The sequence below is a fragment of the Pseudomonas sp. CCI4.2 genome, from assembly GCF_034350045.1.
Lineage (GTDB): Bacteria > Pseudomonadota > Gammaproteobacteria > Pseudomonadales > Pseudomonadaceae > Aquipseudomonas.
This window is the reverse complement of sequence record NZ_CP133781.1, coordinates 960,878-981,708: the sequence shown is the minus strand read 5'-3', so window position 1 is coordinate 981,708 and position 20,831 is coordinate 960,878. Positions and strand designations below refer to the sequence as shown.

19 protein-coding genes are annotated in these 20,831 nt (G+C 58.2%); 6 read left to right on the top strand and 13 right to left on the bottom strand.

The features are described 5' to 3' along the window. Window positions 1–39 precede the first annotated feature (39 nt). On the bottom strand, window positions 40–696 hold the full coding sequence (locus RHM65_RS04220; protein ID WP_322167181.1) for an HAD family hydrolase: 657 nt from the start codon (window positions 694–696) through the stop codon (window positions 40–42). Between the two features lie 142 nt (window positions 697–838). Here RHM65_RS04220 and RHM65_RS04215 point away from each other — a divergent pair, with 142 nt between their 5' ends. After that, the gene (locus tag RHM65_RS04215) at window positions 839–1,318 is read left to right on the top strand and encodes an RNA pyrophosphohydrolase (protein WP_322170655.1); all 480 of its coding nucleotides are present in this window, start codon (window positions 839–841) and stop codon (window positions 1,316–1,318) included. A 22-nt stretch (window positions 1,319–1,340) separates the two neighbouring features. Further along, entirely contained in the window at window positions 1,341–3,620 is a 2,280-nt protein-coding gene (gene ptsP / locus RHM65_RS04210; RefSeq protein WP_322167182.1) for a phosphoenolpyruvate--protein phosphotransferase, read from the top strand. 126 nt (window positions 3,621–3,746) lie between these two features. Here the strand turns inward: ptsP and RHM65_RS04205 are convergent, their stop codons facing one another. Then, a complete protein-coding gene (locus tag RHM65_RS04205) occupies window positions 3,747–4,493 on the bottom strand; it encodes an NRDE family protein (RefSeq protein ID WP_322184313.1) in 747 nt (248 codons plus the stop codon). A gap of 156 nt (window positions 4,494–4,649) precedes the next feature. Between RHM65_RS04205 and lgt the strand changes: the two genes are divergently transcribed. Together lgt and RHM65_RS04195 are read left to right on the top strand one after the other, a co-directional pair. Next, on the top strand, window positions 4,650–5,462 hold the full coding sequence (gene lgt, locus RHM65_RS04200) for a prolipoprotein diacylglyceryl transferase (RefSeq protein WP_322167184.1): 813 nt from the start codon (window positions 4,650–4,652) through the stop codon (window positions 5,460–5,462). 55 nt (window positions 5,463–5,517) lie between these two features. Beyond that, on the top strand, window positions 5,518–6,489 hold the full coding sequence (locus RHM65_RS04195; RefSeq protein WP_322167185.1) for a thymidylate synthase: 972 nt from the start codon (window positions 5,518–5,520) through the stop codon (window positions 6,487–6,489). Between the two features lie 119 nt (window positions 6,490–6,608). On the opposite strand, the gene cadR is transcribed toward RHM65_RS04195, so the two are convergent. Next, window positions 6,609–7,055 carry a Cd(II)/Pb(II)-responsive transcriptional regulator gene (gene cadR, locus RHM65_RS04190; RefSeq protein WP_322167186.1) on the bottom strand — a complete coding sequence of 149 codons (447 nt, stop codon included), beginning with the start codon at window positions 7,053–7,055 and terminating at the stop codon, window positions 6,609–6,611. A gap of 83 nt (window positions 7,056–7,138) precedes the next feature. On the opposite strand from cadR, the gene RHM65_RS04185 reads away from it, so the two are divergent. Further along, window positions 7,139–9,370, top strand: a complete 2,232-nt coding sequence (locus RHM65_RS04185) for a heavy metal translocating P-type ATPase (RefSeq protein ID WP_322184311.1) — start codon at window positions 7,139–7,141, stop codon at window positions 9,368–9,370. 222 nt (window positions 9,371–9,592) lie between these two features. Here RHM65_RS04185 and hutG read toward each other — a convergent pair whose 3' ends face one another. The 7 genes from hutG to hutU all read right to left on the bottom strand — a co-directional run bounded on the left by hutG (window position 9,593) and on the right by hutU (window position 18,483). Continuing rightward, entirely contained in the window at window positions 9,593–10,396 is an 804-nt protein-coding gene (gene hutG, locus RHM65_RS04180) for an N-formylglutamate deformylase (protein WP_322167188.1), read from the bottom strand. Window positions 10,397–10,455: 59 nt separating this feature from the next. Then, entirely contained in the window at window positions 10,456–11,658 is a 1,203-nt protein-coding gene (gene hutI / locus RHM65_RS04175) for an imidazolonepropionase (protein ID WP_322167189.1), read from the bottom strand. 104 nt (window positions 11,659–11,762) lie between these two features. Continuing rightward, on the bottom strand, window positions 11,763–13,295 hold the full coding sequence (gene hutH, locus RHM65_RS04170) for a histidine ammonia-lyase (RefSeq protein ID WP_322167190.1): 1,533 nt from the start codon (window positions 13,293–13,295) through the stop codon (window positions 11,763–11,765). Window positions 13,296–13,307: 12 nt separating this feature from the next. Continuing rightward, on the bottom strand, window positions 13,308–14,135 hold the full coding sequence (locus RHM65_RS04165) for a glycine betaine/L-proline ABC transporter ATP-binding protein (RefSeq protein WP_322167191.1): 828 nt from the start codon (window positions 14,133–14,135) through the stop codon (window positions 13,308–13,310). Next, window positions 14,132–14,983, bottom strand: coding sequence for a proline/glycine betaine ABC transporter permease (locus tag RHM65_RS04160; protein ID WP_322170658.1), 852 nt, complete (start codon window positions 14,981–14,983; stop codon window positions 14,132–14,134). The genes RHM65_RS04165 and RHM65_RS04160 overlap by 4 nt, the downstream gene beginning before the upstream one ends. 190 nt (window positions 14,984–15,173) lie before the next feature. After that, a complete protein-coding gene (locus tag RHM65_RS04155) occupies window positions 15,174–16,643 on the bottom strand; it encodes a cytosine permease (protein ID WP_322167192.1) in 1,470 nt (489 codons plus the stop codon). Between the two features lie 142 nt (window positions 16,644–16,785). Then, complete coding sequence (gene hutU, locus RHM65_RS04150) at window positions 16,786–18,483, bottom strand: urocanate hydratase (protein WP_322184309.1); 1,698 nt, start codon at window positions 18,481–18,483, stop codon at window positions 16,786–16,788. Between hutU and RHM65_RS04145 the strand changes: the two genes are divergently transcribed. Then, window positions 18,473–18,781, top strand: coding sequence for a hypothetical protein (locus RHM65_RS04145; protein ID WP_322184307.1), 309 nt, complete (start codon window positions 18,473–18,475; stop codon window positions 18,779–18,781). The genes hutU and RHM65_RS04145 overlap by 11 nt on opposite strands. Window positions 18,782–18,879: 98 nt before the next feature. Here the strand turns inward: RHM65_RS04145 and RHM65_RS04140 are convergent, their stop codons facing one another. The 3 genes from RHM65_RS04140 to hutC are packed head-to-tail and all read right to left on the bottom strand — an operon-like array spanning window position 18,880 to window position 20,687. Next, complete coding sequence (locus tag RHM65_RS04140; protein WP_322167194.1) at window positions 18,880–19,371, bottom strand: Lrp/AsnC family transcriptional regulator; 492 nt, start codon at window positions 19,369–19,371, stop codon at window positions 18,880–18,882. Between the two features lie 39 nt (window positions 19,372–19,410). Beyond that, complete coding sequence (locus RHM65_RS04135) at window positions 19,411–19,980, bottom strand: HutD family protein (protein WP_322184305.1); 570 nt, start codon at window positions 19,978–19,980, stop codon at window positions 19,411–19,413. Then, complete coding sequence (hutC, locus tag RHM65_RS04130) at window positions 19,977–20,687, bottom strand: histidine utilization repressor (protein WP_322170660.1); 711 nt, start codon at window positions 20,685–20,687, stop codon at window positions 19,977–19,979. Before hutC ends, RHM65_RS04135 begins: the two co-directional genes overlap by 4 nt. Between the last annotated feature and the right edge of the window lie 144 nt (window positions 20,688–20,831).

Here is a 20,831-nt window from a genome sequence, read left to right as displayed (position 1 = left end):
AGGAGCGAACTTGTTCGCGAAGGGGTCATTCGGAACGACCTAGCTTCTCAGCGTGATCACCGGCCAGCCACGCCGCTCTGCTTCGGCGCGTAACTTCGGGTCTGGGTCGACGGCTACCGGGTTGGCGACTTGCTCCAATAAGGGTAGGTCGTTCAGCGAGTCGCTGTAGAAGTAACTGTCATCAAGAGTGAATCCGGTTTCTTCCAGCCAGCGATTAAGTCGCGTCACTTTCCCTTCGCGGAAGCAAGGGATGTCGGTGGTGCGCCCGCTGAAGCGGCCGTCGATAATTTCGCATTCGGTGGCCAGTAAGGTATCAACCCCAAACCGTGTAACGATTGGCGCCGTCACAAAGCGGTTGGTGGCGGTGATGACGAGCAGTTTGTCGCCCGCTTCACGGTGCTTTGCCAGCAGGGCTTCGGCCTTGGGCAGGATGATGGGTTCGATGCAGTCGCGCATGAACTCGCGGTGCCATTCATCCAGCTGAGCCATGTCGGTGCGGCCGAGGATGTCTAGGCTGAAGTTCAAATAGTCTGTCAGGTTCAGGGTGCCCGCCAGGTAATCCTGATAAAACGCGTCGTTGCGCGCTTTGTAGGCGATGGCGTCGAGAATGCCGCGCTCGCATAGGTAATCACCCCAGGCGTGGTCGCTGTCGCCACCCAGAAGTGTGTTGTCGAGGTCGAATAAAGCCAGGCGCATGGAGTTACTCACTGAATTGTCACGGAAAAGGCCGTCAGAATACGAGCTTTTCACAAGAGTTCACATAAGCTGCGAAGCCTCGTTGCTGCTTTCATTCGCTTTGTGGAACAATGCGGCGATATGCGTTTACGAGGCCGCTGCCGTGATCGACCCCGATGGTTTCCGTCCTAATGTCGGGATTATTCTGACAAATGATGCTGGTCAGGTCTTATGGGCTCGGCGAATCAATCAAGATGCCTGGCAGTTTCCTCAGGGTGGAATTAACCCGCTTGAGACGCCAGAAGACGCTTTGTATCGCGAATTGAATGAAGAAGTCGGGCTGGAACGGCAAGATGTTGAAATTCTCGCCTGCACCCGGGGCTGGTTGCGTTATCGTTTGCCGCAACGTTTGGTCAGAACGCACAGCCAACCGCTGTGCATCGGCCAGAAACAGAAGTGGTTTCTCCTGCGCCTGGTCTCTAACGAGCAGCGGGTGCGGATGGATTTGACCGGTAAACCGGAATTTGATGGCTGGCGTTGGGTCAGTTATTGGTATCCGTTGGGCCAGGTAGTGACATTCAAGCGCGAGGTTTACAGACGCGCCCTTAAAGAACTTGCCCCGCGCCTATTGGCGCGCGACTGACGACGGAGTTCGACCCCGAGCCATGCTCAATACGCTGCGCAAGATCGTCCAGGAAGTTAACTCCGCCAAGGATCTCAAGGCGGCGTTGGGGATTATTGTGTTACGCGTCAAAGAGGCCATGGGCAGCCAGGTCTGCTCGGTCTATTTGCTCGACCCCGAATCCAACCGCTTTGTGTTGATGGCCACCGAGGGCCTGAACAAGCGATCCATCGGCAAGGTCAGCATGGCGCCGAACGAAGGTTTGGTCGGTCTCGTGGGTACCCGCGAAGAACCACTGAACCTCGAAAACGCTGCTGATCACCCGCGTTATCGCTACTTTGCCGAGACCGGCGAAGAGCGCTATGCGTCGTTCCTTGGCGCACCGATCATCCACCACCGTCGCGTGGTCGGGGTGTTGGTGATCCAGCAAAAGGAGCGTCGCCAGTTCGATGAAGGTGAAGAAGCCTTCCTCGTGACCATGAGTGCCCAGTTGGCCGGGGTAATCGCCCACGCTGAAGCCACGGGTTCGATTCGTGGCCTGGGCCGTCAGGGCAAAGGCATTCAAGAAGCCAAATTCGTCGGTGTGCCGGGTTCGCCAGGTGCTGCTGTCGGTACGGCCGTAGTGATGTTGCCGCCGGCCGATCTGGAAGTGGTGCCTGACAAAAACGTCAGCGACATCAAGGCTGAACTGGCGCTGTTCCAAAATGCACTGGAAGGCGTGCGCGGCGACATGCGTTCGCTGTCGGCCAAGCTCGCGACCCAACTGCGCCCGGAAGAGCGTGCGCTGTTCGATGTGTACCTGATGATGCTGGACGACGCGTCGCTGGGCAGCGAAGTGACCGACGTCATCAAGACCGGCCAATGGGCACAAGGCGCGCTGCGCCAAGTGGTCAACGAGCACGTCAAACGTTTCGAATTGATGGACGACGCTTACCTGCGTGAGCGCGCTTCCGACGTCAAGGATTTGGGTCGTCGGCTGTTGGCGTATTTGCAGGAAGCGCGTCAGCAAACGTTGGTTTATCCCGACAACACCATTCTGGTCAGTGAAGAGCTGTCGCCGGCAATGCTGGGTGAAGTACCCGAAGGCAAGCTGGTCGGCCTGATCTCGGTACTCGGTTCCGGCAACTCCCACGTCGCGATTTTGGCGCGGGCCATGGGTATTCCCACGGTCATGGGCGTGGTCGATCTGCCGTATTCCAAAGTCGATGGCATCCAGCTGATCGTCGATGGCTACCACGGTGAGGTCTACACCAACCCCAGCGATATCCTGCGCAAGCAATACGCTGAAGTGGTCGAAGAAGAGCGCCAGCTGTCACTAGGCCTCGACTCCTTGCGTGAACTGCCGTGCGTGACGCTGGACGGGCATCGCATGCCGCTGTGGGTCAACACGGGCCTGTTGGCAGACGTTGCCCGCGCCCAACAGCGTGGCGCCGAAGGGGTGGGGCTGTATCGCACCGAAGTGCCGTTCATGATCAACCAGCGCTTCCCAAGCGAAAAAGAACAACTGGCGATTTACCGTGAACAACTGGCGGCTTTCCATCCGTTACCGGTGACCATGCGCAGCCTGGACATCGGTGGTGATAAATCGCTGTCGTACTTCCCGATCAAGGAAGACAACCCGTTCCTGGGCTGGCGCGGGATTCGTGTCACCCTCGATCACCCGGAAATTTTCCTGGTGCAGACCCGCGCTATGCTCAAGGCCAGTGAGGGCTTGAACAACTTGCGCATTCTGCTGCCAATGATTTCCAGCACCCACGAAGTGGAAGAAGCGCTGCACTTGATCCACCGAGCCTGGGGCGAAGTACGCGACGAAGGGTTCGACGTGCCGATGCCGCCAATTGGTGTGATGGTTGAAGTCCCGGCAGCGGTGTACCAAACCCGTGAATTGGCGCGTCAGGTGGACTTCCTTTCGGTGGGTTCCAACGACTTGACCCAATACTTATTGGCGGTAGATCGCAACAACCCACGGGTTGCCGATCTGTACGACTATCTGCACCCAGCGGTGCTGATGGCGTTGCAGCATGTGGTGCACGATGCCCATTTGGAAGGCAAACCCGTGAGCATATGCGGCGAAATGGCCGGCGACCCGGCAGCGGCCGTGTTGTTGATGGCAATGGGTTATGACAGCTTGTCGATGAACGCCACTAACTTGCCGAAAGTGAAGTGGATGTTGCGTCAGATCAACCTGAGCAAAGCCAAGGAGTTGCTGGGGCAGTTGATGACCAACGACAACCCGCAAGTTATCCGCAGCTCGCTGCAACTGGCGCTGCGTAACCTTGGTCTGGCACGGATGATTAATCCGGCGTCGGTTAAAGGGCATTGATTCAAGGCGAGACCACGCCAAATCGGTGGGAGCGAATTCATTCGCGAAAAGCGCAACGCGGTCTGTCTGAATAACTGCGACGCTGCATTCGCGAATGAATTGGCTCCCACTGGGTCTTCATCTGCGTTACACCTTCAACTCAACCGCCCCCAATTGGCCGCCGTACGGCCCGAAGCTGTGTTCGGTGAAGTGGCGGCTGCCGTCGGCATTGACGATCAGTGCGCTGCTGGCGCGGGTGCCGTAGGTCGGACTGGCAATAAATACGCTGGATAACAGACTTTCCGTGGTCAGTCCTACGCCGGTATCTGGCAGCTCGGCGACGGGCGCAATTTCGGGATCGCGCAGTAACCCCAACAGCGCCGACGGTTGCGGATCACCCAGTTCAGCGAGCAGCGCCGCCTTGGCTTTCAGCAATTTTGGCCACGGCGTGTCCAGGCCCGCGTTGGATAAGCCATAAACACCGGCCTCCAGTCGTTGCGGCTGCGCATTGACGGCACTCAGGTAAAACAACGAATCCGCCGTCCCAAGCAGCAAATTGAAGCCGCCATATTCCCCGGCGCGCCCCGCGACCTCTGCCAGATACTCCTCAGTGGGCTGCTCACCGGTCAAAAACCGCGACACCAGTTCGCCGCGAGAACGTCGCCCCAGCGGATGATTCGGGTCGCGAATATTGGTCAGCGCTGCGAATCGGCCGTGGTTTCCGACGCCGAGCCACGTGCCACCGGCTTCCAGATCGCGCCCCGCATACACCCCAGGTGCATCGAGCCATTCAGTCAGTGGCTGGGTCGGGCGGGCATAAAACTCGTCGCGGTTGGCAGCGACGATCAAAGGTTGGCAGTGGGTGGGGCGCCAAGCGAAGACGATCAGGCACATTGCGAGCCTCCTTTTTTTGCCACTCTACCGCAGATCGATCCGACACCCACCCGCTCACATGGGTAGAGCTGAGGGCCATGCTTCCGTTACCATGCCGCATCGCCAATCGCAGACGGCAGTCCGCTGTTGCCCGCGCGTTTTAATTGAGGAGTCGCAATGCTGCCTTACCCGCAGATTGATCCCGTTGCATTGGCCATTGGCCCGCTGAAAATCCATTGGTATGGCTTGATGTACCTGATCGGCATCGGCGGCGCATGGTTGCTCGCGTCCCGCCGGATGAACCGTTTCGACCCAACCTGGACCAAAGAAAAACTCTCCGATCTGATCTTTTGGTTAGCCATGGGTGTGATCGTCGGTGGGCGATTGGGTTACGTGCTGTTCTACGACCTGAGTGCCTACATCGCCAATCCGCTGTTGATTTTCGAAGTCTGGAAAGGTGGCATGGCGTTCCACGGCGGCTTTATCGGCGTGATGATCGCGGCTTGGTGGTTCGGCAGGCGCAACGGTAAGTCGTTCTTCCAACTGATGGACTTTATCGCCCCGATGGTCCCGATTGGGTTGGGCGCAGGGCGTATCGGCAACTTCATCAACGCCGAATTGTGGGGCAAGCCGACTGACCTGCCGTGGGCCATGATCTTCCCGCCGTTCAGCGATCCGGCGCAGTTGCCGCGTCATCCGTCGCAGTTGTACCAATTCGCACTGGAAGGTGTGGCGCTGTTCGTTATCCTGTGGCTGTTCTCGCGTAAACCCCGTCCGACCATGGCTGTTTCCGGGATGTTCGCGTTGTTTTACGGGATCTTCCGCTTTGTTGTCGAATTCGTCCGCGTACCCGATGCACAGCTAGGCTATCTGGCGTGGGGCTGGGTCACCATGGGTCAAATTCTGAGCTTGCCGATGATTATTGGCGGTCTGGTACTGATCTGGCTGGCGTATCACCGCGCATCCGCTGCCAAAAGCGCTGCGGTTTAACACCGAAACGCCGGGTGTTTTGGCTCCCGGCGGGTTCATCGATGCAGGGTAATGTATGAAGCAATATCTCGATCTAGTCGCCCATGTGATCCAAAACGGAACGCTGCAAGCCAACCGTACCGGGGTCAATACCATCAGTTTTCCCGGTGCCATGTTGCGTTATGACCTGAAAGAAGGCTTCCCGGCAATCACCACCCGGCGCATGGCTTTCAAGTCGGCTATCGGCGAAATGGTCGGTTTTCTGCGTGGTGTGAGTAACGCAGCCGAATTTCGAGAGCTGGGCTGTAAGGTCTGGGACCAAAACGCCAACGAAAACGCGCAGTGGCTAGACAATCCGTTCCGCAAAGGCGAAGACGATCTGGGCGAAATCTACGGCGTGCAATGGCGCAGGTGGCCTGCGTACAAGCGTATTGAATCTGGCAACGTCAAGGCCATCGAGCTTGCGATCAGCCATGGTTATCAACAGATTGCGCAGTCCGAAGAAGACGGTCAGGCCTACGTGGTGCTGTACAAGGCCATCGACCAGATTCGCCAGTGCGTCGACACCATCATGAAAGACCCCGGCAGCCGGCGGATTCTGTTTCATGGCTGGAACTGCGCGCAATTGGATGAAATGGCCTTGCCGCCGTGTCATCTGCTTTACCAGTTTCACCCCAACCAAGAGACCCGCGAAATCTCTCTGACGCTGTACATCCGCTCTAATGATTTGGGCTTGGGAACGCCGTTCAACCTGACTGAAGGCGCAGCGTTGCTGTCGCTGATCGGCCGCCTGACCGGCTACACCCCGCGCTGGTTCACGTATTTCATCGGCGATGCCCATGTCTACGAAAACCACTTGGACATGCTCAATGAGCAGCTCAAGCGCGAGCCGTTCCCGGCGCCGCAACTGGTGATCTCCGAGCGCGTGCCAGCGTTCGCCCAGACTGGCGTGTATCAACCGGAATGGCTGGAACTGATCGAACCGACTGATTTCTCGCTGGAAGGGTATCAACACCACCCGGCCATGACGGCGCCGATGGCGGTTTGATGTACCGTTTGGGGTGAACGATTTCTGTAGAGCCAACTTGTTGGCGAGGCTTTTTTCAAGACAGACCGCCTCGCCAACAAGTTGGCTCCTATGAGGATTTGTATCAAGCGAACGGGCGATCAATGCCCATGACTTCTGCCCACATGAGAGTGCTCACTCTCCACCGCCACCACCCCGCCACTCACTTCCAACTGCTGCAAAATCCCACAGTGTTTCAGCGTGCCGTCGGTGCAGCGTTGGCGCAGTTCCAGTAACTGCGCCTGCAACGCTTGCAGGCTGGCGACCCGGGCGTTGACGTGTTGGATGTGCTCGTCGATCAACGCATTGACGCTCTCGCATTGGTCTTGCGGGCTGTCGCGCAAATTCAACAGGCTGCGGATTTCTTCGAGGGTCATGTCCAGGCTGCGGCAATTGCGGATAAACGTCAGCCGCTCAACATGAGCCTGGGTGTAGACCCGATAATTACCGTCACTGCGCGCGGGGGGCGGCAGCAGGCTTTCTCGTTCGTAGTAGCGGATAGTTTCCACTTGGCAATCGGTCAGTTTTGCCAGTTCGCCAATCTTCATGAACGTTAATCTCAAATAGTTGCTTGACCCTATAGTGGCTACAGGGTGTTCACTTGGCAATAAGCGCCATCAAGGACACCTTTATGAATTCCCCTGAACACCGCCACGTCAAATTGCCCGTCGCCAATGATCACGGCCATGACCACGGCCATGCCTGCTGTTCGAGCGACAGCGCTCCAGCCATCGTCAAAATCAGCACATCGGTTACTTCGGCCAGCCGACTGAGCAGTTTTCGCATCGAGCAGATGGATTGCCCCACCGAGCAAACCTTGATCCAGAACAAACTGGGCAAGCTTGTCGGTGTGCAGCAGTTGGAATTCAACCTGATCAATCGGGTGCTGGCAGTGACCCATGACCTAGCTTGCGTCGATCCGATCATCGACGCCATCAAGTCTTTGGGCATGCACGCCGAACCGGTTGAGAAGGGCGCCGATGCCGCTGCACCTGCGCCGATCCCGTTAAAAAAATCCTGGTTGCCGCTGGCCGTGTCAGGCGTCGCCGCGTTGGCCTCTGAAGTGATTCACTTCACTCAGTTGGCGCCGACTTGGGTGGTTGCAGTAGTGGCGATCATCGCGATTTTAAGTGGCGGCCTGAGCACCTACAGAAAGGGCTGGATCGCCCTTAAGAACTTCAACCTGAACATCAATGCCCTGATGAGCATCGCGGTGACCGGTGCGGTGTTGATCGGGCAATGGCCAGAAGCGGCCATGGTGATGTTCTTGTTCACCGTAGCGGAATTGATTGAAGCTAAATCCTTGGACCGCGCGCGCAATGCCATCGGCGGTCTGATGCAGATGACCCCAGACATTGCCACCGTGCTGCAAGCCGACGGAACATGGGTTGAACAGGACGTGAAACACATCGAACTGGGCGCTCGGGTGCGGATCAAGCCCGGTGAGCGCATAGGCTTGGACGGCGATGTGGTCTCCGGCAATTCGACTATTGATCAGGCATCTATCACCGGCGAAAGCCTGCCCGTGGAAAAGGCCGTGGGCGATAAAGTCTTCGCGGGCACCCTCAATCAATCGGGTTCACTGGAATACACCGTGACGGCGGCGGCCAACAATTCGACCTTGGCGCGCATTATCCATGCGGTGGAAGCGGCCCAGGGTGCACGAGCGCCGACCCAGCGGTTTGTCGACAGCTTCTCCAAGATATACACGCCAGCGGTGTTTATCCTGGCCTTGGCCGTGGCAGTCATTGCGCCGCTGTTCATGGGCGCAGTCTGGTTCGATTGGATCTATCGGGCGCTGGTGCTGTTGGTGGTTGCGTGTCCTTGTGCGTTGGTGATTTCCACCCCGGTGACCATTGTCAGCGGTTTGGCGGCTGCTGCGCGTAAAGGGATTTTGGTCAAGGGCGGTGTGTATTTGGAAAGCGGGCATCGGCTCAACTATTTGGCGTTGGATAAAACTGGGACCATCACCCACGGCAAGCCAGTGCAGACCGACTTCTTGCTGCTTGAGGTGCTGGCGACCGATGCGGTCGCCATTGCCGCCAGCTTGGCCAGTCGCTCGGACCATCCGGTGTCTCAGGCCATCGCCAAGGCCGCCGCTGAGACGCATAGCGTGCGGCATGAGGTGCAGGCGTTCGAGGCATTGGGCGGGCGCGGCGTTAAGGGCGAAGTCGCGGGTCAGATGTATCACTTGGGCAACCACCGCCTCGTCGAAGAGCTGGGGCTGTGTTCACCTGAACTGGAAGAAAAGCTCGACGTGCTGGAAAGCCAAGGTAAAACCGTGGTTTTACTGTGTGATCAGTCCGGCCCGCTGGCGCTGTTTGCAGTGGCCGATACGGTCAAGGACAGCAGCCGCGAGGCGATCCGCCAATTGCATGCACTGGGCGTCCAAACCGTGATGCTGACCGGCGACAACCCGCACACCGCCAAGGCGATTGCCAAGCAAGTGGGGATTGATCAAGCGCAGGGCAATTTATTGCCCGCCGACAAGTTGCAGGCCATTGAGCAATTGTACGCCCAGGGCCATCGGGTCGGGATGGTGGGCGACGGCATCAACGACGCCCCGGCGTTGGCGCGGTCTGAGATTGGTTTCGCCATGGCCGCTGCAGGCACCGACACTGCCATTGAGACCGCGGATGTGGCGTTGATGGACGATGATCTGCGCAAAATTCCGGCGTTTATCCGGCTGTCACGTCAGACGTCGGCGATTCTGAAGCAGAACATTGTGTTGGCGTTGGTGATCAAGGCGGTGTTCCTGGCTATCACCTTCGCGGGCATGGCGACCATGTGGATGGCGGTGTTTGCCGACATGGGTGTGAGTTTGTTGGTGGTGTTTAATGGGTTGCGGTTGCTTAGAAAGTGATCGCAGCTGGAAACGATTCCCGAATGAATTCGGTCCCACGGAATTTCGGCGATGCACAGATTTCTGTCGGCGTACCGAAGGCTGCGATCAGCCGAAATTTCTGTGGGAGTTGGCTTGCCAACGAAAGCATCAATGCCGGCGACTCAGGTTTCAGGTCGACCTCAGCGGCGCGATGACGGGCCTCTTCGCAGGCAAGCCTGCTCCCACAGAGCGAGTTGGTATTCATCTGGAATAGCGCTTCTGCCCCCACTCAATCATAACGTGCAGCAGGTTTTTCAGAACCTTTTGCGTCGGTTCGGCCAAGTCCTGGCGGTAGTTGAACGGCTCGTATTCTTCCATGTACGTGCTTTGCGCCAGCTCAAGTTGCACGGCGTGGATGTTGTTGGCCGGGTCGCCGTAATGGCGGGTGATGTGGCCGCCTTTGAAACGCCCGTTAAGTACGTGGGTGTAATCGGTGGCTGCTGCGCAGGTGGCATCCAGCAAGGTGGCCAGCTCGGTGTCGCAGCTCAGACCATTGAAAGTGCCGAGGTTGAAGTCCGGCAAACGGCCTTCAAACAAATGCGGAATCGAGCCTCGAATCGAGTGCGCATCGAACAGCAGCGCATAACCAAACTCGTCGCGCAAGCGCGCCAATTCTTGCTGTAATGTCTGGTGATACGGCGTCCATATCTGCGCCAGGCACGTTGCGCGCTCTTTGGTGCTGGGCACCTGGCCTTCGCGAAACAGCGGCTCGCCATCGAACAGAATGGCTGGGTACAACCCCGTGGTCGCCCCGACATACAGCGGTTTGTCATCCGACGGTCGATTAAGGTCGATGACAAAGCGCGAATACTCGGCCGCCAAGGTGCTGGCGCCCAATTCTTCGGCGAAGTCATACAGCGTCGGGATGTGCCAATCGGTGTCCGGCAGGCTGTGCGCCGCGTCCACTAGCCCGGTTTTTACCGCTGGGGTCAGATGCAACCCGGCGTGGGGCATGCTGATCAGCAACGGCAACCGGCCGCGTTTGAAATTCAGAACCTTATCCACAAATGCCTCCTGTTAAAAATACCTAACTATTCGGATCGATTTACAAGGGACTGCAGTACTTACAACGACTCAATCCCATGCCGCACGATCCGCTTGTCCAAATCACCACCGAGCCAGTAGGCCAGATCTGCAGGTCGTTCGATCTTCCATGCCACAAAGTCAGCAAACTTGCCCACTTCCAGCGAGCCATGGGTGTCGCCCAATCCCAGCGCTTTGGCGGCGTTGAGGGTCACGCCAGCCAAGGCTTCTTCCGGGGTCATGCGAAATAAGGTGCAGGCCATATTCAGCATCAACCGCAGGGACAACGCGGGGGAGGTACCGGGGTTCAAGTCGGTGGCGATGGCGATATCGACCCCGTGCTTTCGCAGCGCATCCATTGGAGGCAACTGGGTTTCGCGGAGGAAGTAATACGCGCCCGGCAGCAATACGGCAACGGTACCGGCTGCGCCCATGGCAATAGCGTCGGCCTCGGTCATGAACTCCAGATGGTCCGCCGACAGCGCTTGATAGCGTGCGGCCAGACTCGATCCGGCCAGCGCTGACAACTGCTCGGCGTGCAACTTCACTGGCAATCCCAATTCGCCCGCGCAGATGAAAACTTGTTCGACCTGTGCCGGTGAGAACGCCAGGTATTCGCAGAACGCATCCACTGCGTCCACCAAGCCTTCCGCTGCCAATGCCGGGAGCATCACGCTGCAGATGTGGTGAATGTAGTCGTCGGCGCGATCTTTATATTCTGGCGGCAATGCATGAGCGGCCAGGCACGTACTGCGCACCGTGACCGGCAGCACGGTGCCCAAACGCCGGATGACCCGCAGGATTTTGCGTTCGCTGGCGAGATCCAGCCCGTAGCCGGACTTGATTTCCACGGTGGTCACGCCATCGTCCAGCAAACGCTTGAGGCGTTGTTCAGCGCTGGCGAACAGCTGGTCTTCGCTGGCCGCCCGGGTGGCGCGCACGGTGCTGGCGATGCCGCCGCCTGCCGCCGCAATGTCCGCATAGCTCACGCCGTTCAATCGCTGCTCGAACTCACCGCTGCGATTGCCGCCAAACACGGTGTGGGTATGGCAGTCGATCAAGCCGGGGGTCACCCAGGCGCCGTCCAGATCGACGACGCTGGTGAAGTCTCCGGTTGGCGCATCAGCCTGTGGCCCAATCCACTCGATGAGTTCGCCCGAGGTCACAATGGCGGCGTCTTCGATAATTGAGTAGTTGCCCTGCGCCATCGTCGCAACGTGGCAATGCTTCCAGAGCGTTTTCATCTAGGGTCTCCGCAGTCAACTGTAGGAGCCAACGTGTTGGCGAGGCGGCGTATCAGGCTACCGCGTCAAACCTTCGCCAACACGTGGCTCTTACAGGGAGTGGTTTATAAGCTTGGCAATACTTTTGCCGGGATTAACGTGTTCAAGCAATTGGACGCCAACAACTGCATGGCGGCTTCGATGTCTGGCGCAAAGAAGCGGTCTTTGTCGTAAAACGGTACTTTGCTGCGCAACGCGGTGCGTGCTTGTTCCAGTTTTGGCGAGCTTTTCAAGCCTTCGCGGAAGTCCAGGCCCTGGCATGCAGCCAACCATTCCACGGCGAGAATGCCGCGTACGTTTTCGGCCATTTCCCACAGGCGTTTGCCCGCAGCCGGTGCCATGGAAACGTGGTCTTCCTGGTTGGCCGAGGTCGGAATGCTGTCAACGCTATGTGGATGCGCCAAGGCTTTGTTCTCGCTGGCCAAGGCGGCTGCGGTCACTTGGGCAATCATGAAACCGGAATTCACGCCGCCATTGGCTACCAGAAACGGCGGCAATTGCGACATGTGCTTGTCCATCATCAACGAAATACGCCGCTCGCTAAGGGCACCGATTTCAGCGAAGGCCAACGCCAGGTTGTCGGCGGCCATCGCCACCGGTTCGGCGTGGAAGTTACCGCCCGAGATCACTTCACCTTCAGCGGCAAATACCAACGGGTTGTCCGATACGGCGTTGGCTTCCACGCCCAGAACTTCAGCGGCCTGACGCAGTTGAGTCAGGCAGGCGCCCATGACTTGCGGTTGGCAGCGCAGCGAGTACGGGTCTTGAACCTTGTCGCAATCTCGGTGGGAATCAGAAATCGGGCTGCTGTCGCCCAGCAGGTCGCGGTAGCACGCAGCGGCGTCGATTTGGCCGCGTTGGCCCCGGGCTGCGTGAATCCGCGCGTCGAATGGTGCACGCGAACCCAACACCGCTTCCACGGTTAACGCACCGCAGGCCATCGCCGCAGCGAACAGGTCTTCGCCTTCGAACAAACCACGTAGGGCGAACGCGGTGGACACTTGGGTGCCGTTGAGCAATGCCAGGCCTTCTTTTGCGGCCAGTGTCAGCGGCTTCAAACCCGCCACGGCCAAGGCTTCGGTCGCTTCTAGCCATTCGCCTTTGTAGCGTGCTTTGCCTTCACCAAGCAGCACCAGTGACATGTGCGCCAAAGGTGCAAGATCGCCCGACGCGCCCACCGAACCTTTGAGCGGAATATGCGGATAGACCTCTGCATTGATCAGCGCGATCAAGGCGTTGATGACCTGACGACGAATACCGGAGAAACCACGGCTGAGGCTGTTGACCTTGAGTACCATGACCAGGCGCACCAGCTCATCGCTGATCGGCTGACCGATCCCGGCGGCGTGGGACAACACCAGCGAGCGCTGGAGGTTTTCCAGGTCTTCGCTGGCAATGCGCGTGGAGGCCAGCAGACCGAAACCGGTGTTGATACCGTAGGCGGTGCGGTCTTCGGCGAGTATTTGCTCAACACAGGCCACGCTGTTTTCGATCTGCTGCGAGGCACTTTCATGTAGGCGGAGGGTGACCGGGTGGTGATAAATCTCACGCAGTTGTGCCAGGGTCAGGGTGCCGGGAATCAGGTTCAGCTCAGTCACTTCGTTACTCCATCAAATGGTGGCCACCCGCCGCTGGACGAACCGATTAACGTATTCGTCGGCGGGTGAATATAGAATTTCTTTGGGCGTACCCACTTGGATCAACTGACCGTCTTTAAGGATGGCAATGCGGTTGCCGATGCGCAGCGCTTCGTCGAGATCGTGGGTGATGAATACGATGGTTTTGTGCAGGCTGGCTTGCAGCGCCAGCAGTTGGTCTTGCATCTCGGCGCGAATCAGCGGATCGAGGGCGCTAAACGCTTCGTCCATCAAAATGATGTCGGTGTCAGCCGCCAGTGCGCGGGCAAGTCCTACGCGCTGCCGCATGCCGCCCGACAGCTGATGAGGGTATTTGTCTTCGTATCCTTTGAGGTCCACGGCGCCGATCCAGTGCATCGCGCGCTCGGCACAGAACGCCTTGGACTCGCCGCGGACTTTCAAACCATACGCCACGTTGTCGAGCACGGTTTTGTGCGGCAGCAGGCCGAAGCTCTGGAACACCATGCTGATTTTGTGCCGCCGGAATTGACGCAAGGCTTCCATGTCGTAACTGAGGATGTCTTCACCGTCCACCAGAATCTGCCCGCTGGTGGGATCGATCAAACGGTTGATATGGCGCACCAAGGTTGATTTGCCAGAGCCGGACAACCCCATGATCACGAAGATTTCTCCGCTTTCAATAGACAGCGACAAGTCATTGACCCCAACCACGCAGCCGGTTTTCGCCAACACTTGATCCTTGGACTTGTGGTCTTGAATCATCCGCAGCGCCTCTGCCGAGCGATTGCCGAAGATTTTAAAGACGTTTCTGACGACGATCTTGCTCATCGCATCGCTCATTGTTTCGCCTCATGCCGTGGCCGACCGTAGGCCTGGGTGATGCGGTCGATGACCACCGCCAGAATCACGATTGCCAGACCGGCTTCCAGTCCTTTGCCGACGTTGAGGGTTTGAATCCCGACCAGCACGTCTTCACCCAGCCCGCGTGCACCAATCATTGAGGCGATGACCACCATCGACAGGGCCATCATCGTGGTCTGGTTGATCCCGGCCATGATGCTCGGCAGCGCCAGCGGTAGTTGCACGCCGAACAACTGTTGCCAGCGATTGGCGCCAAAGGCATTGATCGCTTCCATGACTTCACCATCGACCTGGCGAATTCCTAGATCTGTCAGACGAATCAGAGGCGGCGCGGCGTAAATCACCGTGGCAAAAATTGCGGGCACTTTGCCTAGACCAAACAGCATCAGCACCGGGATCAAGTACACGAAGCTGGGCATGGTCTGCATGATGTCCAGCAACGGCATCATCACCGAACGCAGGCGGTTGTTGCGCGCCGACAGGATGCCCAGCGGAATGCCAATCGCCACTGAAATAATCGTCGCCACCAGCATCAGGGCAAGGGTTTGCATCAGTTTGTCCCACAGGCCTACGGCGCCCACCAAAAACAACAGACCGACAATTACCACGGTGGTCAACAGCTTGCGTGTCGCGTGCCAAGCAATGCCGCCGACAATCGCCAACATCAGCCACCACGGCGCCAAGCGCAGGAGGGCTTCGAGGTTGACGATGGCCCACAGCAGGGTGTCCGAGATCTGACGAAACACGTCGCCATAGTTGGTCACCAGCGTGTCGACCCATCGATTGACCCAGTCGGCGATGGAGAAAGTGAAGCTTTCGGGGAACATAGAAGGCTCTCGATCAATTAGGAGTAGCAAAACGGCGGTCAGGCCGATCAGCTTAGGCGATTCGCGACGTACGTTGGTCATCCATGCTTGATTCGTCTTAGATGAAAACATGCACAGTCCCATCGTTTCAGCGCGCTGAATCGCTTCGGCGTTCACTATTGTTCCCATTAACGAGTGCATTTTATGGCCGTCAGTTCATTGCTGTCCGGGCCGGCGAATGTGTTGCCAGTGATTGCGGGGCGTCGGTGTCCGCCGGGAAAATCAACCGGTCAGGAATTGCGCTGTGCCATTTTTTCGCAATCAGGTAATACACGACGGCGGGGACGACCAAACCGATGACCCACGAAATGTCGGTATCACCCAGGTGCTCTACCAAGGGACCGGTGTAGAACTGTGTGGCAATGAACGGCATTTGAATCAATACACCGAACACGTACACGCCGATGCCAACCCAGTTCCAGCGGCCGTAACGGCCATCGGGATCGGACAACGCTGGGATGTCGTAGCGCTCTTTAGTGATGCAGTAGAAATCCACCAGGTTGATCGCGCTCCACGGCGTGAAGAAGGCCAGCAAAAACAGGATAAACGCCGAGAAATCCTTGAGAAACGAGTCTTTGCCCGCCAAGGCCAGCAGCGTGGCGACGCCGACCATGCCGAAAATATAGGCCAGACGCAGACCGCCGGAGATGTGCCGGTTGCCCCGGAAGCCGCTGACGATGGTGGCAATCGACATGAAGCTGCCGTACGCGTTGAGGGTGGTGATCGTGACCTTGCCAAACGCGACGCTGAAATACAGCAGGGCCGCGACTACGCCGGTGCCACCGAGGCTGACGATGAACGAGACCTCATGGTGGGCGAAGGTCTTGCCGGCTAACGCCGCCGCGAACACACCGAACACCATGGACGCCTGCGCGCCGATTATCGATCCCAGGCCAACGGCCCAGAAGGTTTTCACTGCCGAAGTGCTGCGCGGTAAATAGCGCGAATAGTCCGCCACGTAAGGGCCGAACGCGATCTGCCAAGAGGCTGACAACGAAATCGCCAACAGGAAACTGGCGAGGGAAAAGTGCTTGTTACCCAACAGCGCACCGATGTCATTTCCCGCCAGCAACGCGCCGAAGAGGTAAACAAAGGCGACGATGCCAATTACGCTCGCCACCCGGCCGATCACATGGATCACCCGATAGCCAAAGATGGTCGCCACCACGATCAGCGCGGCGAAAATAACAATGCCTTGCCAGTCGGGGACGTGAATCAGTTGCGCCACCGCCTGCCCGGCAAGCACTGAGCCGCTGGCGGAAAAGCCGATGTACATCAAGCACACCAACACCAACGGGATCACCGCGCCGTACACGCCAAATTGCACGCGGCTGGAGATCATTTGCGGCAGGCCCAGCTTTGGACCTTGAGCCGCGTGCAACGCCATCACGCCGCCGCCGAGCAATTGCCCGATCAGCAAACCCACCAACGACCAGAACACATCCCCGCCCAGCACCACGGCCAAGGCCCCGGTGACGATGGCGGTGATTTGCAGGTTGGCGCCCAGCCACAAGGTGAACTGACTGAACAGGCGCCCGTGTCTTTCGGCGTCCGGGATGTAATCGATCGAACGCCTTTCGATCAGGGATTGGTTGGCAACGCGATCATCTGGAACAGCCATGCGACCACCTCTATGGGGGAATGCGGTAGGGACATCAGGGCACAGCGTGAAAACCTGTGGGACCGAATTCATTGGGGAAGCGGCATGTCTGACACACCGCGTTTATCCATTCCCGAATGAATTCGGTCCCACAATGGCGGGGTTAGCGATTCAGCATCGGCAGGTTCAAACCCTGCTCGTTGGCGCAATCAATCGCGATTTGATAACCCGCGTCGGCGTGGCGCATGACGCCGGTCGCCGGGTCGTTGTGCAGCACGCGGGCGATACGTTCTGCCGCTTCGTCGGAACCGTCGCACACAATCACCATGCCCGAATGTTGCGAGAAGCCCATGCCGACGCCGCCGCCGTGGTGCAGGGACACCCAGGTCGCGCCGCTGGCGGTGTTGAGCAGGGCGTTGAGCAACGGCCAGTCCGACACAGCATCGGAGCCATCCTGCATCGACTCCGTTTCGCGGTTCGGGCTGGCCACTGAACCGGAGTCCAGGTGGTCACGACCGATCACGACGGGTGCCGACAACTCGCCGCTGCGGACCATTTCGTTGAAAGCGAGGCCGAGCTTGGCGCGCTGACCCAAGCCCACCCAGCAAATACGCGCTGGCAAACCCTGGAACGCGATGCGCTCACGGGCCATGTCCAACCAGTTATGCAAATGGGCGTCGTCCGGGATCAGTTCTTTGACCTTGGCGTCGGTTTTGTAGATATCTTCCGGGTCGCCAGACAAGGCCGCCCAACGGAAAGGACCTACGCCACGGCAGAACAGTGGACGAATGTAAGCCGGTACAAATCCTGGGAAGTCGAACGCGTTTGCCACGCCTTCGTCTTTTGCCATCTGACGGATATTGTTGCCGTAATCGAAGGTCGGCACGCCGGCTTTCTGGAAGTCCAACATCGCTTGAACATGAACCGCCATCGACTGCTTGGCGGCTTTAACCACGTTCGCAGGCTCGGTCACCGAGCGCGCGCGGTATTCGTCCCAAGTCCAGCCAGCGGGCAAGTAGCCGTTGAGCGGGTCATGGGCGCTGGTCTGGTCGGTGACCATGTCCGGGCGTACGCCACGGCGAACCATTTCCGGGAGGATTTCGGCAGCGTTACCGCACAGCGCGATAGAGATGGCTTTGCCTTGCGCGGTGTACTTGGCGATACGGGCCAGTGCGTCGTCGAGATCGATAGCTTGTTCGTCGACGTAACGGGTTTTGAGGCGAAAGTCGATACGGCTCTGTTGGCACTCGATGTTCAGCGAGCACGCACCGGCCATACCAGCGGCCAGCGGCTGAGCACCGCCCATGCCGCCTAGGCCAGCGGTCAGTACCCACTTGCCTTCCAGGCTGCCGTTGTAGTGTTGGCGACCGGCTTCAACGAAGGTTTCGTAAGTACCTTGGACGATGCCTTGGCTGCCGATGTAGATCCAGCTGCCCGCAGTCATCTGGCCATACATGGCCAGGCCCCTGGCATCCAGCTCGTTGAAATGTTCCCAAGTGGCCCAGTGCGGCACTAGGTTCGAGTTGGCAATTAGCACCCGCGGCGCGTTGCTGTGGGTCTTGAACACGCCCACCGGTTTGCCGGATTGAATCAGCAGGGTCTCGTCGTCATTCAGGTTGGTCAGGCTTTCGACGATCTTGTCGTAGCATTCCCAGTTACGCGCGGCACGGCCGATGCCGCCGTAAACCACAAGTTCTTTCGGGTTCTCTGCCACTTCCGGGTCGAGGTTGTTCATCAACATCCGCAGCGGCGCTTCGGTCATCCAGCTCTTGGCGGTCAGCTTGGGCCCACGTGCGGCGCGAACTTCAACGTCACGATGGCGGGTCCAGGTTTCAGGGGTCCAGTGGTTATTGTCAGTCACGAAAAAACTCCTCAGCGAAGTGGTCAAGCCGGCCTGTGTCGAGTTTCTCGAAACAGACGAAGCGGGTTTAGCCAATAAAATTCATCGTTCGGATGCAGGGGCCAGCGGGGTGGTTACCGTCACGGCTAAACGCACACATCTTTACTTGTACATACAAGCATATGCAATCGTAAGACCAACTTCATTTAGCCGTCCAGAAGAAAGTTTTTCAGAAAGACAAAAGGCCCGAGCTAGAAGGGTTGTGGCGGGATTAAAAGAGATGGGCGGTGGTTGGGCGCGGTCGCCGGTTGGCGAATAAGCGAGCGACTTTGCGCCGTGCTGGGGCGTTCGGTAACAACGTGCGAGGGGTTGGTGCGCGCCTAGATGCGTTTTTGGTGAGTGCTGGCTATACCGGCTTTAAAACCCAACGCCACTCTTTACATCCGCCAACTCCGGGTGCGCCACCAGCTTGTCGATGTGCAGTTCGCTGTTGTTCAGCCAGGTTTCGCTGAGTACGCGGTAGTGCTCCATGTCCCGGCAGCGCATGCGCAGGCTGTAGTCAAACGGGCCGCTGATGAGTTGGCAGCCGAAGACTTGGGGGCAGGCTTTGATGCAGGCTTCGAAAGCTTTTTGTGCGGCGCGCCCGCTTTGGTTTGAGAGCGCAACCATCACCAGCAGCGACAGGCCGGGTGACACGACTTTGAGGTCGATGATTGCGCCGTAGCCTCGGATAACGCCGCGTCGTTCGAGCTTGCGTACCCGTTCCAGGCAGGGCCGAGGCGTGAGGTGAACCAGTGTCGAGAGTTTTTCGTAGGTGATGCGACCGTCATGGCGCAGCGCCTCGAGAATAGCTTCGTCGATGCGATCCAACGGGGAGTGGCTTAGCGGTTCGTTGTCCTGGGTGGCCATCGGTGTTCCGTTCAATCGGGCTAGTGTTCTGCGGACTTATCAAATCGCAGTCAGTTCAACCACACAGCATGTTCCGCTGACCGACAATTCCAACAGGCCGGGGTTACCGTCTAGTTGCAGGCAGTCATGCTTGCCAAGACCGTGGGTGGCGGTGCCGGTGGTGACACTCAAGCCCTCTATTACGCTGAAGACCAGCACTGTGCCAGCGGAACTGAAAAAACGCTGACGTCCGTCGATCCATTGAAGGCGGGCATTGTATCGGTTAGGGGCGTAAATCAGATTGAAGTCACGTATGTGCCCGCCGAGCAACGTACAACTGACTTGGCTCTCACCGCTAAATGCCAACGGATCCAAGGTCAGCAGCGCACGTGTGGATTGGCCGTCGACCTGCAATGTCATGCCATCGCCCTGTAGCACGGTGATGATTCGCTGATAACCGGGGAAGCTGGAAAAACCGCCTGATTCTGCGATATCGGCTATCGACAGGCGCCAGCCAAAACCGTCCAGGCCGTTGCCCGCATCGCGGGTGATTTCTTCGGTGCTGCCGCCACCGTTTTTCCATGGCATGCGCGGGTAGTTGGCGGCGCGTAGAACGGTCAGTTGACTCATTTGCTGAAACGTCCTTCCAGCCGATGCCGGGAGCCGGGGTGGATCAGGCGGGCCGCCGTCACTGGCTGGCGGCCAGACCAAGTGCGGCGACGAATCAGCAGGCACGGTTCACCGCGTTCGATTTGCAGCAGCTCGCACTCCAGTTCTTCAGCCAAAATGGCTTCGACCACATGCTCACCCTCGGTCAGCGGTGCGACTTGCGACAGATAAGCGTAGGGTGTTTGTTTGGTGAAATCCTGCATCAGGTAGTGCGGCGCTACCTGAGCGTTGACGAAGCGGTCTTCGATTTGCACCGGGATGTCATTTTCGAAATGCACGATCAGCGAATGAAATACGCGCTGACCTTCACGCATGTCCAAGGCCAGGGCCCGTTCGGAGCCTGCGGCTTCTTCGTTCAGGATGATGACTTTGCAAGTATGAACATGGCCGCGCGAGGCAATTTCATCGGCGATGTTGTGTACTTCAAAAAGCGCTGACTGGCTTTTGGGCTCGGCGACAAACGTACCGACGCCTTGCATACGCACCAACAGGCCTTCGGCGGTCAGTTCACGCAGGGCTCGGTTGATGGTCATGCGGCTGAAGCCCAGTTGGGTCACCAGTTCACTTTCCGACGGCACGCGATGATGCGGCGCCCAGGTTCCGTTTTGGATTTGCTGGGCGATCATCTGCTTCACGCGCGCGTATAAAGGCGCCGGACTGTCACCCATCTGGGCAGCCAGTGGAGAGAGGGCAGGCGGAGTCGGCACAGTGAAATCCTTGTTCGATAGGTGATGATTCGGGAATTGGGTCTAAGGCGCAGAAGCGCTCAAGCTAACCATTAACCCGACCGACGACAAGCTTGCCGCAGTTTA